The organism is Azonexus sp. IMCC34839 (assembly GCF_047047955.1).
In the GTDB taxonomy this organism is placed as follows: Bacteria; Pseudomonadota; Gammaproteobacteria; order Burkholderiales; family Rhodocyclaceae; genus Azonexus.
Map to the genome: position 1 here is coordinate 3,122,676 of NZ_CP150631.1, position 15,631 is coordinate 3,138,306.

A 15,631-nucleotide genomic window follows, 5' to 3' on the forward strand; every position below is an offset into this window, starting at 1 on the left:
GCTACATCCGGTCGGTCAGGTCGACGACGCGCGCCAGTTCTTCGAGCGAGGTCGTGCCGGCCAGCACCTGGCGCATGCCGTCGTCGGCCAAAGTACGGAAGCCTTGGCTCAGGGCGCGCTGGCGGACTTCGTGGGCGGTGGCGCGGCGGGCGATCAATTCGTCGATGGCGCTGTCGATGCGCAGCAACTCCATGATCGCGATGCGACCGCGATAGCCCTGGAAATCGCAGCGTTCGCAGCCGGTGGCGCGGAACAGCAGGGGCTGCGGCTCGGTTGCCGCCTGGCCGAGCAGGCGCACCTCGTGCGGCTCGGCCCGGTAAGGCATCTTGCAGTGTTCGCAGAGGCGACGGATCAGGCGCTGGGCGACGATGCCGATGATGTTGCCGGCCATGATGTCGGGCAGCACGCCGATGTCGAGCAGACGCGGTACGGCACCGATGGCCGAGTTGGTATGCAAGGTCGAATAGACTTGGTGACCGGTCATGGCCGCGCGGAAGGCCATTTCGGCGGTTTCGGCATCGCGGATTTCGCCGACCAGGATGACGTCCGGATCCTGCCGCATCATCGAGCGGATGCCGTTGGCGAAATCGAGCTTGGCGGCTTCGGCGACCGAGGTCTGGCGGACCAGCGCCATCGGATATTCGACCGGGTCTTCGAGGGTCATGATGTGGATGCCCTCGCTGTTGATGTGGTTGAGTACCGAGTACAGCGTGGTCGTCTTGCCGCTGCCGGTCGGACCGGTGACCAGGATGATGCCCTCCGGCCGGCTGATCATTAGCTTGAGCTGGTACAGGTGGTCGTCGGCCAGGCCCAGGTTTTCCAGAGGAACGATGCCCTTTTGACGGTCGAGAATGCGCAGCACGATGTTCTCGCCGTGGATGGTCGGCTGGCTGGCGACGCGGAAGTCGATCGGGCGGCCGGAAACGCTCAGGCTGATGCGGCCATCCTGCGGTGCGCGCATCTCGGCGATGTTCATACCCGACAGGATCTTGATGCGCACGGTCATCGCCGGCCAGTAGGACTTATGCAGGGCGCGGATCTGGCGCAGCATGCCGTCGATGCGATAGCGGATGCGCAGGAAATTGGCTTCCGGCTCGAAGTGGATATCGGAGGCCTCGCGCTTGACGGCGTCGGTCAGGATCGAGTCGATCAGGCGGACGACCGGCTGACTGTATTCGTCGTCAGTCGCCGATAGGCTCTGCCAGTCGATCTCACCGGTTTCGATTTCGTGCAGGATGCCGTCGATCGATAGCTCGTAGCCGTAGTACTGGTCGATGGCGTGGTCGATTTCCGATTCGCCGGCGAGCAGCGTGTCGATCTCGATGCCTTCGGGCATCTGGCTGCGCACCCGATCGAGGCCGACGATGTCGTTCACGTCGGCGACGGCCAGCGTCAGGCGTTGCGTCTGCACGTCGAAGTCGAGCGGCAGGAAGTGATGGCGCTTGGCCAGGTCGCGCGGCAGCAGTTTCAAGGCCTGCGGGTCGACCACCGCGTGCGTCAGGTCGATGCTCTGTTTGCCCAGGCTTTCCGAGAGCGCTGAACGCAGCGTGGCTTCGGTGACGAAGCCGAGCGAGACCAGCAGTTTGCCGATCGGCTGGTTCTGCTTCATCTGCTCGAGCAGGGCGATGCGCAGCTGGTCTTCCGAGAGGATGCCCTCGGAAATCAGGATTTGGCCGAGCGGTCGGCGGTGGGCAGCAGGGCTGTTCATGGCCGCCTCAGGGTTGCTGCGCCGCTTGTAGTTCGCCGAGACGGCGGCGGACCTGCTCGCGGTCGAAACCGGCCGGACGCTTGTCGGCAGCCTCCAGCGCCAGGCGATAATGCTGGCCGGCCAGCTTGGGCTGGCGGATGTGGTCCAGGCTGATCGCCAGATTGAACAGGTAGTCCGGATTGCCGCCGTCGGCCGCAACGGCGTTGAAATAGGCCTGCTGCGCGTCCGGCCAGCGGGCCTGGCGGGCATAGAGGTTACCCAGGGCGAAATTGAGTACGGCCGATTCGGGCTGGGCCGAGAGTAGTCCCTTCAGGCGGCTTTCCGTCGTCTGCGGGTCGGTGCCGCTCGGCGTGCCATTGAGCACGTTGCCGAGCACGTTCGGATCGCTCGGGTTGGCGACCAGGGCGCGCTGGAGCAGTTGATCGGCGTCGCCGCTGCGGCCCTGGCGAGCGGCAATGGCGGCGAGGGCGAGCAGGGCGTCGGTGTTGTTCGGTTCGCGCTGCAGGAGCGATTCGAAATCGCGGCGGGCGAGCTCGATTTCATTGCGTTGCAGGTTGGCGTGACCACGCAGCAAGGCCGGGTCGGCTTCCGGACGCGACTTGCTCAGGCGGACCGGCGAACGAGGTTCGGCCACCGGAACGAGGTCGCGTTGCGCACGCGGCGGTGGGGCGATGGCTTCGGCCGGGGGCTCTGCTGCGGTGTACGTGCCATTTTGGGCAAAATCCGCGGGCGGCGGGACGGGCAAAGGCGGCACCGGCGCCTGGCTGGGCGGCAACGACGGGAGCGTCGCCACTGAAGGGGGCGTGGCAGGGCGTGTTGCCGCACTGGGCGCCGACAGCGAGTTGCGATTCAGGCCGCTGACTTGATACCAGACGTAACCGCCGATGCCGAGCGCGGCGATGCCAGCGGCACCCAGGGCCAGCCAGAGTGGCAGGCGTGACGGTTTCTCCTCCACCATCTTGGCGGCAAATGCCTGGCGCACTGCTTCGCGAGCCGCCGTTTGTGCGTTCGGGGCGGGCGCGTTCGTTGCGGCAGGTGCCTTGGGGCGTGGCGGTTCAGGGAGTGCGGAAATGGCGAGATCGGCGTCAACAGCGTCGAGATGGGAGGCCAGATCGGGCAAGGGCTTGCCCGAAGTCTTGGGGCTGTCGTCAAGCAGAGGCTCCAGGCTGAGCGCCCCTTCATGCTGGGGCAGCGCCGGTTCCGCCTGGTTGCGCGCCGCTTCCTGCTTGCTCGCTTCGGCCCGCTTGAGGGCGTCCATCAACAGGCTCATCGACGAACCTCAGCGACTCGGCATGACGTTGTTGAACGGCTGGGCCTCGCTCGGTTGGGCGAAGAAGCCGGCGTTGGGCAGGTAGCCGCGCATTGCCGCATAGTCGCCGTCCAGGCTCGGGTCGCGGATGACGACCGGGCGTAGCAGGATGACCAATTCGGTCTTCTGGGCGGCGTTGTTGCGGTCGTTGGCCAGTTCTCCAGCGAGCGGAATGCGGCCGAACAAGGGCACGCGCTGGTTCTGGTAGTCGATCTTGTCTTCCATCAGCCCGCCGAGGATGGCGATGTTGCCGCTGCCGACGCGCATGATCGACTCGATCTCGCGGGTACGGATGACCGGCACCAGATTGTTGATGGAGTTCTTGATCAAATCGGGGTTCGGATCGGCGACTTCGCGGGCGACGCTGGTGATGGTCGGGCGAACGTTGAGCACGACCATGTCGCTGTCGCTGATTTGCGGCGTGACGCTGACCACGAGGCCGACCGAAACCGATTGCGGTGTCGTCGTATAGGTGGTCGTGGTGCCGACGTTGGCAGTGGTTGTCGTATCGGCCTTGACGTTGAAATAGACGTAGTTCTCGACCACCTTGAGCAGGGCGGTCTGGTTGTTCAGTACCGAGAGGCGCGGGCTGGACAGGACCTTGGTCGTACCGAAGGATTCGAGCAGCGTGATGATCGCCGTCGGATTGTCCCCCTTCTCGAAGGTCAGATTCTTGGCGGTTCCGGTCAGGGCGTTACCGATGAACTTGACGGCGCCACCGCTGGCCATCTGCGACCAGTTGATGCCTTGCTGATAACCGTCCTTCAGCGTGACTTCGACAATGGTGGCTTCGATCAACACCTGGCGGCGCACCGAGTTGGCGACTCGGTCGATGAACTCCTGGATGCGTTCGTGCTGGCGCTGGGTGGCACGTACCGTGATGACGCCACTTTCCGGGTTCATGATGACCGAAGCGGCTTCGCGGAAAGTGTTGCGACGAACGATGGAAGTGCCGGCGGATTGACTGCTGGAGTTTGGATTCGGATTGGCTTGCAGGGCATTGGCCAGAGCCTGGCCGGCTCGCTGGCCGAGCGTTGGCGGCAGGGCGGCCGTGCCAGTTGCGCTCTGCGCGGCATTCTGCTCGACGACCGTCTCACTCGAGCCTTCCGGCAGAATCTTGTCGGTTTCGCGCAGGATGTCCTTGATGTTCTTTTCCAGCGAATCCCAGAAATTGTTGCGCGAAGTGTTCTCGATACGGGTGTTGGAAATGTTGCCGGCACTGCCACCGCCCGGTGTTGCGCCACCGCCCGATGCGCCGCTGACGGCCGAAGTGCCGGTAGCAATCTGCGTATTGGTCGATACCGTGCCGGTGACGTTGCGCGCCAGGTTGACGTAGTCCACCTTGTAATGCTTCAGGAAAGGCGAGTCGGGCATGACCGCCAGATTGGGGCCGTCCAGTTCGAAACGCATGTCGACCTGCTTGGCGATGCGCGCAAGCAGTTGCGGCAAGGTCTGGTCGATGGCGTTGAGGGTGACATTGCCACTGATACCGGGGTGGATGTCCACATTGACCTTGGCATCGCGCGCCAGCGCGAACAGCAGGTCGCGGACCGGAACGTTGTTGACCACCACGCTGTAGGTTTCAGCCTTCGGCGCCGGCTGCGGTTTGGGCAGGGCCAGGGTATTCAATACCGGGGCGGGAATGTTGCCCGTCTGCGGGGGCGGCGTGCTTTCGCTACTCAGGTGACCCTTCAATGGCTCCTTCGGCTGGGGAGCGGTGCAGCCAGCCAGGGTGAGCATCAGGGCGCTCGCGCAGATGAAACCGATTTTCATCGGAATTTGCCTTGTCTGAAGGGAGGGTCGCTAGGTGACAAAAATGCTAACACGGGATGTGGGGGCTTGTCATATTTTGCTTCAAAAAGTTAGCGTAATTTACTGACTTGTCGCGGAAAAGGTTGGATTGCACGGATCGATTCCGGCAGGCTTTGCATCGCGGCGGCGGCCGCTTCGCGGCTTGGGTAATCGCCGTAGACGACGCCAACCCGATCGCGTCCCGAGCGGCTTGAACGATAAACCCGGAGCAGGCTCGGGTCGAGCGCGCTCGTCGCCTGGGCGACGACACCTTCTATCTCGCCCGTACGGACGGCGTCTGTCGCGTGTAGTTGAATGAAATAGTGCGTGCGTGGGGCGTTGACTATCCAGGTGTCGAATTGCCCCATATGTTGCCGGGTGAGCGGTCCGAACACCGGTTTGCCCGGAGTGTCGGAGCTGACCGGTGCGGGCGGTGCTTTTTCTTCGGAGGTCTTGCCCGCCGTGCTGGCGGGCTCGACGGAGGGCGGTGGGGGCGATGTCTTGGGTAGGGCGAACAAGGCCAAGCAACCAAGCGCCGCCACCAGCAAGGCGCCAACGATTGCGCCGAGCAGCGTTTGTCTGGCGATTGCTGGCGATTTCGGCTGCAGGGGGGTGAAGCGGGCGTCCTGTTCGGCGATCTTGATTTCCGCGCTGTCGACCTGGTGTGACCCGGTGGAGAAAGCGGCCAACAGCGCCTTGTCGGCGAGAATATTGATGCGTCGCGACAGGCCCTGCGAAGCGTTGGCGATCTGCGCCAGAGCCTTGGGGGTGAAGGGCTGAGGGCCGTGATAGCCGGCGGTGCGCAGACGGAAGTCGATATAGGCACCGATATCCTCCGGCTTCAACGGGGCCAGGATGAAATGCTGGGTGATCCGCTCGCGTAGCTGTCGCATATCGGTCGCCGCCAGGCGTTCGTCCAACTCGGGTTGAGCGAAGAGGGCAATCTGCAGCAGCTTGTTGGCCTTCGATTCGAGGTTGGAGAGAAGGCGCAGTTCTTCCAGCGACTCGGCCGGCATGGCATGCGCCTCGTCGATCAGCAATACGACGCGCTTGCCTTCGGCGTAGCGTTCGATCAAGGCATCCTGCAGGGCGCGCATCAGCGAATGCGTGGCTTTGCCCTCGATGCTGATGCCCAGTTCGTCGGCGATGGCGCCGAGAATCTCGTCACGAGACAAGGAGGGGTTGGCCAGATAAAGCGTTTCCACGTTGCCCGGCAGGCGTTCCAGCAGCATGCGGCAAAGCATGGTCTTGCCGCTACCGACTTCTCCGGTGACCTTGACGATGCCTTCATCCTGAGTGATGGCGTAGATCAGGGCATCCAGTGTCGGGCCACGGTTGGCGCCGGTGAAGAAATAGTCGGTGTCCGGGGTAATGCGGAACGGCGGTTCGCGTAGGCCAAAGTGCTCGAGATAGAGGCTCATCGGCGGTTCCTGCTTTCCATGCGGTGGTACAAGGTGGTGCGGTTGATGCCCAAACGGCGGGCGGCCTGGCTCATGTTGCCGTTGCTCAGTTCGATGGCGGCCTCGATGTAGGCTTGTTCCCAGGTTTCCAGTGTGGCGTCGAGGTTCAGGCTGGTGACGCTGCTCAAGTGACGGCGTGCGGCGTGGCGGGCCAGTTCGAGATCGTTGCCGAGCGGACCGCCGAGGGCGTCGGACGGCTGTTGGTCGGCGACATCGAGTTCCGCCTGCAGTTGCTCGGCAGAAACCGCTTGTCCGGCATAGCGTGCGGTCAGGCGGATGACGATGTTGCGCAATTCGCGCACGTTGCCGGGAAAGGCGTAGTCCAGCCAAATGGTCGCGGCTTCCTTCGTCAGGGAGAAGGGCGGCGACCCGGCCTGGCGGGCATAGTGTTGCCGGAAGTGTTCAAGTAGCAACTGGCGGTCGGCGCCGCGTTCGCGCAAAGGCGGTACGTTGACGGTGAAGACGGTCAGGCGGTGAAACAGGTCGGCGCGGAAACGTCCGGTCCGGGTTTCCTGGCGCAGATCGCGGTTGGTCGCGGCGATGATGCGGGCGGTGGAAATGCGCGTTTGCGTTTCGCCGACCCGTTGGTACTCGCCGTTTTCCAGCACGCGTAGCAGCTTGGGTTGCAGGTCGAGTGGGAGTTCGCCGATTTCGTCGAGAAACAGCGTGCCGCCGTCGGCATCTTCGAAATACCCCGACTTGCTGCTGGCAGCGCCGGTGAATGCTCCCTTGGCGTAGCCGAACAGGGTCGGCTCGAGCAGGGTGGGCGTAATGGCGGCGCAATTGAGGGCCAGAAAGGGCTTGTCCCGGCGCGAGGTCTGTCGGTGCAGGTAGGCATGGGCAACGATGTCCTTGCCGCTGCCCGATTCGCCTTCGATCAAAACAGGGAAGTTGAGGTTGGCGTATTGGCCGAGCTGCAGGCGCAGGCGCTGCATGGGCAGACTGTCACCGATCAGGTCGTCGCCGGCTCTGGTGTTGCCGCCGTCGACGAATTGGCGGGCTTCCTGCAGCAGCCTGGTCAGTTCGCCAGGGTCGCAGGGCTTGCCAACGAAATCGACTGCGCCAAGCGTGCGGGCGTGGCGGGCATTTTCCAGATCGCTTTGGCCGGACAGCACGATGATTTTCATCGCGGGTGCTGCCGTCAGCAGGTCGGAAATCAGCGCGAAGCCCTCGTCGGGGCGGTGCGGCAAAGGGGGGAGGCCAAGATCGACCAGTGCCAGTTCCGGCGGGCGACGTAGTTGCCGCAGCAGGGCGATAGCCTGGTGGCGGGTTTGCGCGGTGACGATCTCGAAGTTTCCGGAAAGTGCAAAGCCGAGTGCGTCGAGAATCAGCGGATCATCGTCGACGATGAGCAACAAGGGCTTGGTGTCGGGCACGGCGCAACATCCCAGATGAAATTTGCTTAATTATATCTCTGTCAGTTTCAGGGTTTGCTTGGGGCTTCTGGTAAAATCGCTGGGTTTTTTGTTCTGGAAAAGCCTTTTGTCCGACGACATCCTGGTCGATATCGAAGACCTCCAATTCACCTATGACGGGCGGCCGGTGCTGCAGGGAATCAATATGAAGATTCCGCGCGGCAAGGTTGTGGCCATCATGGGCGGATCGGGTTGCGGCAAGACGACGCTGCTGCGTTGCATCGGCGGGCAATTGCGCCCGACCGGCGGTCGCGTTCGTCTGGAGAAGCACCAGGTTTGCGGTATGTCGCGTCGCGAGCTGTACGATCTGCGCCGCCGCATGGGCATGTTGTTCCAGTTCGGCGCCTTGTTCACCGACATGTCGGTTTTCGACAATGTGGCTTTCCCGCTGCGCGAGCACACCGATCTCTCGGAGGAGATGATCCGCGATCTGGTGTTGATGAAGCTGGAGGCGGTCGGTTTGCGTGGGGCGCACAAGTTGATGCCGGGCGAACTGTCCGGCGGTATGGCGCGTCGCGTCGCGCTGGCGCGGGCAGTCGCGCTTGATCCGATGCTGATCATGTACGACGAGCCCTTCACGGGGCTTGATCCGATCGCACTGGGCGTCATCGGTCAGCTGATCCGCAAGCTGAATGATGCGCTGGGGGCGACTTCCATCATGGTGACCCACGACATTCACGAATCGCTGATGATCGTCGATTACATCTATTTCCTGAATGGCGGCAAGGTCGTGGCCGAAGGAACGCCGGACGAGATTCGTGCGTCCAAGGATCCGTTCGTGCATCAGTTTGTCTATGCCGAAGCTGACGGTCCGGTGCATTTCGATTACCCGGCGCCCTCGGCTAGTCAGGAATTCCTGGGCGGAGGTCGGGCATGATCAATCCGCTAAACGTTCTGCGCAAACTCGGGCATGCGACGGTCGAGCGCATCTGGCGCCTGGGTTTCGCTGCCCGCTTTTTTGTCGCGATCCTGATGTATTCCGGGACATCGTTCCGGCGTATCCATCTGACCTTGCGCGAGATTTTCTTCAGCGGCGTGCTGTCGCTGATCATCATTCTGGTGTCCGGTTTGTTCGTCGGCCTGGTACTCGGTTTGCAGGGCTATGAAATCCTGCAGCGCTTCGGTTCGACCGAGGCCTTGGGCACCCTGGTCGCCTTGTCCTTGAGTCGAGAACTGGGCCCCGTATTGGCGGCCATCTTCTTCGCGTCGCGCGCCGGTACCTCGGTGACGGCTGAAATCGGCCTGATGAAGGCAACCGAGCAGTTGCGCGCCATGGACATGATGGCGGTCGATCCGATCGCCCGCGTCGTGGCCCCTCGCTTCTGGGGCGGCGTCATTGCCATGCCCCTGTTGGCGGCCATGTTCTCGGCCATGGGGGTGCTCGGAGGCTGGCTGATCGGTGTGGTTTTCATCGGCGTCGACGACGGTGCTTACTGGTCGCAGATGCAGGCTTCGGTCGAGTTCCGTTACGACATCTGGAACGGCGTCATCAAGAGCTTTGTCTTCGGCATTGCCGTCTCGCTGATCGCCGTTTTCGAAGGCTATGACTCGCAGCCGACGGCCGAGGGCGTCTCGCGCGCCATTACGCGTACCGTTGTGACCTCGGTGCTGGTCGTGCTGGCGCTGGACTTTGTTTTAACTTCCTTCATGTTCCGGGGAGCTGCATGAATCGTTCCATGATGGACCTTTGGGTCGGGTGTTTCGTTGCCTTGGGTGGCGCTGCGTTGTTATTCCTGGCGTTGCAGGTAAGCAACTTCTCGGGCAGCCGGATATCTGAGACATACGTGCTGCAGGCCAAGTTTGATAACATCGGGGGCCTGAAGGTGCGGGGGCCGGTGAAGAGTGCCGGGGTGGTCGTCGGGCGTATTTCCGACATCCGTTTCGACGCCGAGAGCTACGAGGCGGTGGTGACGATGCAGATCGACGGCCGTTATCGTTTTCCCAAGGATACTTTTGCCGCGATTTTCACGGCCGGTCTGCTCGGGGAGCAGTATGTCGGGCTGGATGCCGGCGGCAGCGAGAAGATGTTGCAGGGCGGGGACAAGATTGCCAAGACGCAGTCGGCGGTGGTCCTCGAAAAGTTGATCAGTCAGTTTCTTTTCAGCAAGGCAGCGGACGGACAGGATAAAAAATGACGGAAGCTTTGGGGGCTTTGAACATGCGTAAGGTGCGGGGGCTGCTGGCGGCAGGGGTGCTGCTGTGCGCCGGGCTGGCGGTCGGTGAGGAAAATCCGCGCGACCCCTACGAGGGCTTCAATCGCACCATGTTCTCGGTCAATGAAGCGATCGATAAATACGCCGCCAAGCCGGTCGCCCAGGCCTACGATCATGCGGCGCCGCTGCCGGTAAAAGCAGGGGTGGGCAATTTCTTCGGCAATGTCGGCGACCTGTGGATCGGCGTGAATAGCGCCCTGCAAGGCAAGTTCTCCGATGCCGGTCTCGATCTGGCTCGCCTGGCGATCAACTCGACTGTCGGTATCTTCGGCTTGTTCGATGTGGCCAGCGAATTGGGCCTGGAGAAGCACGACGAAGATTTCGGTCAGACCTTGGCGGTCTGGGGCGTGGGCGACGGCGGTTACCTGTTCTGGCCGGTTATCGGGCCGCGCACGATGCGCGATACCGGTGGCTGGGCAGTGGATTTTTTTGCGGCCGATCCTTTGACCTACGTGCGTCCGTACGGCGTGCGCAACAGCGCGGTCGTTCTGCGCTTCGTCGATGTTCGGGCCAGCCTGTTGCCGGCCGACAAGGTGGTCGAGGAGGCCGCACTCGACAAGTATGCCTATATCCGCGATGCCTACCTGCAGCGTCGCCGCAACCAGATTTACGATGGCCGCCCGCCGCGGCTGGACGATTGATTCTCTATTGAAACGATGATGAAAAAGCTGTTTTCCCTGTTTGCCGGAGTGTTCCTGTCGACTGCCGTCTTCGCCAATGAAACCCCGGATGCGCTGGTTCAACGCGTGACCGACGAGGTGCTGGATATCGTCCGCAAGGACAAGGATATTCAGAGCGGCAATACGCAGAAGGCCATCGAGCTGGTCGACAAGAAGGTTTTGCCCTATTTCAATTTCCAGCATATGACCGCGCTGGCACTCGGCAAGGAGTGGAAGAAGGCTTCGCCGCAGCAGCAGACCCAGCTGACCGCCGAGTTCAAGACCCTGCTCGTGCGCACCTATTCCAATGCCTTGACCAGCTACAAGAACCAGAAGATCGTCTACAAGCCGTTCAAGATGGCCGACGGCGAATCCGATGTGCTGGTTCGTACCGAGATCCAGCAGCCGGGTGCCAAGCCGGTGCAGCTCGACTACAGCCTGGAAAAGCTGGACGGCAACTGGAAGGTCTACGACGTGGTCGTCGCGGGTATCAGCCTGGTCACCAACTATCGTGACCAGTTTGCCCAAGAAGTCCGCGCCAACGGCATCGACGGTCTGATCGCTTCGATCGCCGCCAAGAACAAGTCGCTTGAAGGTAATCTGGCGAAAACGGAGAAGAAATGATCGAACGCGAGGCCGGGCGCCTGGTCGTCAAGGTGCCCATGGTGATGGCCAATGCGCGCGGCCTGCTTGATGCAGGCCGTTCTGCTTTGCAGCCGGGCGAGAATGTGGTCGATTTTTCCGCCGTGAACGAGGCCGATTCGTCCGCCGTCGCCGTCATGCTCGGCTGGCTACGGGCGGCGGCACTGCTACGGTGCACGGTCAAATTTGCCCAAATTCCGGCTGGGGTGCGTTCGCTGGCCGAGCTCTACGGCGTGGTCGATCTGCTGCCGCAGGCGTAAGCAGGACTCGCCATAACAATTGCCATGACTGCAGCCGTTTCCATTGTCGACGTCGTCAAGAATTTCGGTGCGTTGCGCGCGCTCGACGGCGTGTCGCTGGAGATCGAGCCAGGCGAATTCTTCGGTCTGCTCGGTCCGAACGGCGCCGGCAAGACGACCCTGATCTCATCGCTGGCCGGTCTGGTACGGCCGGACTCCGGCACGCTCAAGGTGTTGGGTCACGATGTGGTCAAGGATTTCCGCGAAGCGCGTCGCCGGCTTGGCGTCGTGCCGCAGGAATTGGTCTTCGATCCCTTCTTCAACGTACGCGAGACGCTGCGTATTCAGTCCGGTTACTTCGGTATTCGCAAGAACGACGACTGGATCGACGAAATCCTGGAAAACCTCGATCTGACGAGTAAGGCCAACGTCAACATGCGTCGCCTGTCGGGCGGCATGAAACGTCGCGTGCTGGTTGCCCAGGCGCTGGTGCACAAGCCGCCGGTCATCGTGCTCGACGAGCCGACGGCCGGTGTCGACGTCGAGTTGCGCCAGGGCTTGTGGCAATTCATCCGTCGTCTGAACAACGAAGGGCACACCATCATCCTGACCACGCACTACCTGGAAGAAGCTGAGGCGCTGTGCAACCGCATCGCGCTGATGAAGCAGGGCAAGGTGGTGGCGCTCGATACCACGGCCAACCTGATGGCGGCGCATCCCGGTGCGTCGCTGGAAGAGGTCTTTGTCAGGACCCTGCAATCATGATCGGCTTCCTGACCCTGTTCGAAAAGGAATTCCTGCGCTTCTGGAAGGTCAGCTTCCAGACCGTTGCCGCGCCGGTGCTGACGGCCTTGCTCTACCTGCTGATCTTCGGTCACGTGCTGGATGAGCATGTGCAGGTGCATGGCGTGCGCTATACCAGCTTCCTGATTCCCGGTCTGGTCATGATGCAGGTCTTGCAGAATGCTTTCGCCAATTCTTCGTCCAGCCTGATTCAGGCCAAGATCACGGGCTCCATCGTTTTCGTGTTGCTGCCGCCGATTCCCTACAGCGCCTTCTTCGCCGCCTACGTGCTGGCGGCCGTCGTGCGCGGTTTGCTGGTGGGCTTGGGCGTGCTGGCGGCGACCGTGTGGTTTGCCGAACTGAAGGTGGCGGCGCCGATCTGGATTCTTGTTTTCTCGATGCTGGGTGGGGCACTGTTTGCCGCGGCCGGCATGATCGCCGGCATCTGGTCCGAAAAATTCGATCAATTGGCAGCTTTCCAGAACTTTTTGATCATGCCGCTGACTATGTTGTCCGGCGTTTTCTATTCGATTCGCTCTTTGCCCACATTCTGGCAGGGGGTGTCGCATTACAATCCCGTTTTTTACATGATCGATGGCTTCCGCTATGGCTTTTTCGGCGTCTCTGACGTGCCGCCCGAAACCAGCCTGGCGGTGGTTGTCGCCTGCTTCGTGGCAGTAACGTGGCTGACGCTGCGTCTGCTCAAGCAGGGTTGGAAGCTCAGAGCCTGAACACGATGCACCCCGAAGAAATCAAGCAACTCATCCTTGCCGGCATGGCCTGCGACTATCTCGAACTGGACGGCGACGGCCAGCATTTTCAGGCCATCGTGGTCAGCCGCGAGTTCGAGGGCAAGAACCGGGTGCAACGCCAGCAGCGCGTTTACCAGACCCTGCAAGCCAAACTGGCGACCGGCGAACTGCACGCCCTGTCGTTCAAGACCCTGACCCCGGAAGAATGGAGCGCACAACGTGGATAAGCTGTTGATTCAGGGCGGAAGCGTCCTTTCGGGTGAAGTCGCCATGTCCGGCGCCAAGAATGCGGCGCTGCCCATCCTGTGCGCTTCGCTGCTGACGGCCGAGCCGCTACACTTCACCAATGTGCCGCACCTCAATGATATTTCCACCATGCTGCGTCTGTTGGGCGACATGGGCGTCGGCGTGACCATGGATGGCATCGACGGCATCGTACTCAACGGTGGCGGCCTGAACAATCCGGTGGCTTCCTACGACATGGTGAAGACCATGCGCGCCTCCATCCTCGTGCTCGGCCCGTTGGTCGCCCGTTGCGGCGAAGCCCGCGTGTCGCTGCCGGGCGGCTGCGCCATTGGGGCGCGTCCGGTCGATCAGCACATCAAGGGCCTGCAGGCCATGGGCGCCGAGATCAAGGTCGAGCAGGGCTACGTGCATGCCAAGGCCAGCCGCCTGAAGGGCGCGCGCATCTGTACCGACATGGTTACCGTGACCGGCACCGAGAACCTGATGATGGCCGCTTGTCTGGCCGAGGGCGAAACCATCATCGAAAACGCCGCGCGCGAGCCGGAAGTGGTCGATCTGGCCAATTGCCTGGTCAGCATGGGCGCACGTATTTCCGGGGCCGGCACCGACGTCATCCGCATTCAGGGTGTCGAGAAACTGCACGGCGCCGAGCATTCGATCATGCCGGACCGCATCGAGACCGGCACCTACCTATGCGCCGCAGCGGCGACCGGCGGCGATGTCCGTCTGCTGAAGACCTCGGCGGCCTACCTCGACACGGTGGTCGACAAGCTGATGGATGCTGGTTGCGACATCACCGTCGAACGCGATGCCATCCGCCTCAAGGCGCCGCAGCGCCTCAAGGCGGTCAGCCTGCGCACGGCACCGTATCCGGCCTTCCCGACCGACATGCAGGCCCAGTTCATGGCCATCAACTGCGTGGCCGACGGTGTGGCGACCATTCGCGAGACCATCTTCGAAAACCGCTTCATGCATGTGAACGAGCTGATGCGTTTGGGCGCCAACATCCAGATCGAAGGCAATAACGCCATCGTACGCGGCGTCGAGCGTCTGGAAGGCGCCACGGTGATGGCGACCGACCTGCGCGCCTCGGCCTCGCTGGTCATTGCCGGCCTGGTGGCACAGGGCGAAACCCTGGTCGATCGCATCTATCACCTCGACCGCGGCTACGAACGGATCGAGGAAAAGCTGGCCAAGCTCGGCGCCAGCGTCAAGCGCGTTCGTTGATCCCGCGCCGGCCGGGCGAGCCCGGCTGCTGCGGTGCACCAGCAAAAATAGGCAAAAATGCCTATGCCAACGGTTGTCATACCAGGCTGGGCACGCCGATAATCGATACTCCATTTCAATAACAACGGAGAAGAGATCGATGTTGCGCAGAACCTTCATTGCCGCTGCCGTCGCCGCCACCCTGCTGGCGCCGGCCGCTCAAGCCCAGACTTACCGTGCCGAATACCGTCTCTCCACCACGCTGGGCCCCGCCTTCCCGTGGGGGCAGGCCGGCGAGCGCTGGATCGAGCTGGTCAAGGAAAAGACCCAGGGCCGCATCAACATCAAGCTCTACTCCGGCAACTCGCTGGTCGGCGGCGAGCAGACGCGCGAATTCACCGCCATCCGCCAGGGCGTCATCGACATGTCGATCGGCTCGACCATCAACTGGTCACCGCAGATCAAGGAACTCAATCTCTTCTCGCTGCCGTTCCTGATGCCGGACTACAGGGCAATCGACGCGCTGACGCAGGGCGAGGTCGGCAAGGATCTGTTTGCCGTGCTGGAAAAGAAGGGCGATGTGATTCCGCTGGCCTGGGGCGAGAACGGCTTCCGCGAAATGTCCAACTCCAAGCGCGCCATCGCTTCTCCGGCCGACATGAAGGGCATGAAGTTCCGCGTCGTCGGCTCGCCGCTCTATAACGAAACCTTCAGCGCGCTGGGCGCCAATCCGACCCAGATGAGCTGGGCCGACGCCCAGCCGGCGCTGGCTTCCGGCGCCGTCGATGGCCAGGAAAACCCGCTGTCGGTCTTCGTCGCCGCCAAGCTGCCGACGGTCGGCCAGAAGTACCTGACGCTGTGGCATTACGTCGCCGATCCGCTGATCTTCGTGGTCAACAAGCAGGTGTGGAACAGCTGGACACCGGCCGATCGCGAAGCCGTGCGTCAGGCGGCGCTGCAGGCCGGTCGCGAGAATGTCGAGAAGGCGCGCAAGGGCATTGCCGGTAACGACAACGCCGTGCTCAAGCAGATCGAAGCCGCCGGCGTCACGGTGACCCAACTGACGCCGGCGCAACGCGATGCCTTCGTGCAGGCGACCCGCCCGGTCTACGACAAGTGGGCGAAGACCATCGGCGCCGATCTGGTCAAGAAAGCGGAAACCTCCATCGCCAAGCGCTGATTCCTTCCTGATGCCACGTCGCTTGCTG

Annotated in this window: 15 protein-coding genes and 1 pseudogene; 11 read left to right on the forward strand and 5 right to left on the reverse strand. The window is 62.3% G+C overall.

Features of this window, described 5'->3' with window-relative positions; genetic code table 11:
• Position 1: 1 nt before the first annotated feature.
• The 5 genes from WIF35_RS15265 to WIF35_RS15285 all read right to left on the reverse strand — a co-directional run bounded on the left by WIF35_RS15265 (position 2) and on the right by WIF35_RS15285 (position 7,644).
• Positions 2-1,708, reverse strand: coding sequence for a GspE/PulE family protein (locus tag WIF35_RS15265; RefSeq protein ID WP_412479084.1), 1,707 nt, complete (start codon positions 1,706-1,708; stop codon positions 2-4).
• Between the two features lie 7 nt (positions 1,709-1,715).
• Complete coding sequence (locus WIF35_RS15270) at positions 1,716-2,978, reverse strand: tetratricopeptide repeat protein (RefSeq protein WP_412479085.1); 1,263 nt, start codon at positions 2,976-2,978, stop codon at positions 1,716-1,718.
• A 9-nt stretch (positions 2,979-2,987) separates the two neighbouring features.
• Positions 2,988-4,790 carry a type II secretion system protein GspD gene (locus WIF35_RS15275; RefSeq protein WP_412479086.1) on the reverse strand — a complete coding sequence of 601 codons (1,803 nt, stop codon included), beginning with the start codon at positions 4,788-4,790 and terminating at the stop codon, positions 2,988-2,990.
• A gap of 89 nt (positions 4,791-4,879) precedes the next feature.
• Complete coding sequence (locus WIF35_RS15280; protein ID WP_412479087.1) at positions 4,880-6,229, reverse strand: ExeA family protein; 1,350 nt, start codon at positions 6,227-6,229, stop codon at positions 4,880-4,882.
• The gene (locus WIF35_RS15285) at positions 6,226-7,644 is read right to left on the reverse strand and encodes a sigma-54-dependent transcriptional regulator (protein WP_412479088.1); all 1,419 of its coding nucleotides are present in this window, start codon (positions 7,642-7,644) and stop codon (positions 6,226-6,228) included. The genes WIF35_RS15280 and WIF35_RS15285 overlap by 4 nt, the downstream gene beginning before the upstream one ends.
• 106 nt (positions 7,645-7,750) lie before the next feature.
• Between WIF35_RS15285 and WIF35_RS15290 the strand changes: the two genes are divergently transcribed.
• From WIF35_RS15290 to WIF35_RS15340, 11 genes and pseudogenes are all read left to right on the forward strand, one after another.
• A complete protein-coding gene (locus WIF35_RS15290; protein WP_412479089.1) occupies positions 7,751-8,560 on the forward strand; it encodes an ABC transporter ATP-binding protein in 810 nt (269 codons plus the stop codon).
• Positions 8,557-9,351 (forward strand): lipid asymmetry maintenance ABC transporter permease subunit MlaE, encoded by a 795-nt coding sequence (gene mlaE / locus WIF35_RS15295; protein WP_412479090.1) that lies wholly within the window; start codon positions 8,557-8,559, stop codon positions 9,349-9,351. The genes WIF35_RS15290 and mlaE overlap by 4 nt, the downstream gene beginning before the upstream one ends.
• Complete coding sequence (mlaD, locus tag WIF35_RS15300) at positions 9,348-9,818, forward strand: outer membrane lipid asymmetry maintenance protein MlaD (RefSeq protein WP_412479091.1); 471 nt, start codon at positions 9,348-9,350, stop codon at positions 9,816-9,818. The genes mlaE and mlaD overlap by 4 nt, the downstream gene beginning before the upstream one ends.
• Positions 9,815-10,537: a VacJ family lipoprotein gene (locus tag WIF35_RS15305; RefSeq protein ID WP_412479092.1), complete on the forward strand. Its 723-nt coding sequence runs from the start codon at positions 9,815-9,817 to the stop codon at positions 10,535-10,537. The genes mlaD and WIF35_RS15305 overlap by 4 nt, the downstream gene beginning before the upstream one ends.
• Before the next feature lie 15 nt (positions 10,538-10,552).
• Positions 10,553-11,179 (forward strand): phospholipid-binding protein MlaC, encoded by a 627-nt coding sequence (locus WIF35_RS15310; protein WP_412479093.1) that lies wholly within the window; start codon positions 10,553-10,555, stop codon positions 11,177-11,179.
• Entirely contained in the window at positions 11,176-11,457 is a 282-nt protein-coding gene (locus tag WIF35_RS15315; RefSeq protein WP_412479094.1) for a lipid asymmetry maintenance protein MlaB, read from the forward strand. The genes WIF35_RS15310 and WIF35_RS15315 overlap by 4 nt, the downstream gene beginning before the upstream one ends.
• Before the next feature lie 24 nt (positions 11,458-11,481).
• Positions 11,482-12,168: pseudogene (locus WIF35_RS15320) on the forward strand (ABC transporter ATP-binding protein); the annotation flags it as partial.
• Between the two features lie 29 nt (positions 12,169-12,197).
• On the forward strand, positions 12,198-12,950 hold the full coding sequence (locus WIF35_RS15325) for an ABC transporter permease (RefSeq protein ID WP_412479095.1): 753 nt from the start codon (positions 12,198-12,200) through the stop codon (positions 12,948-12,950).
• A gap of 5 nt (positions 12,951-12,955) precedes the next feature.
• Entirely contained in the window at positions 12,956-13,198 is a 243-nt protein-coding gene (locus WIF35_RS15330) for a BolA family protein (protein WP_412479096.1), read from the forward strand.
• Positions 13,191-14,444, forward strand: coding sequence for a UDP-N-acetylglucosamine 1-carboxyvinyltransferase (gene murA, locus WIF35_RS15335; RefSeq protein ID WP_412479097.1), 1,254 nt, complete (start codon positions 13,191-13,193; stop codon positions 14,442-14,444). Before WIF35_RS15330 ends, murA begins: the two co-directional genes overlap by 8 nt.
• Positions 14,445-14,583: 139 nt before the next feature.
• A complete protein-coding gene (locus WIF35_RS15340) occupies positions 14,584-15,603 on the forward strand; it encodes a DctP family TRAP transporter solute-binding subunit (RefSeq protein ID WP_412479098.1) in 1,020 nt (339 codons plus the stop codon).
• The last annotated feature ends 28 nt before the right edge of the window (positions 15,604-15,631 follow it).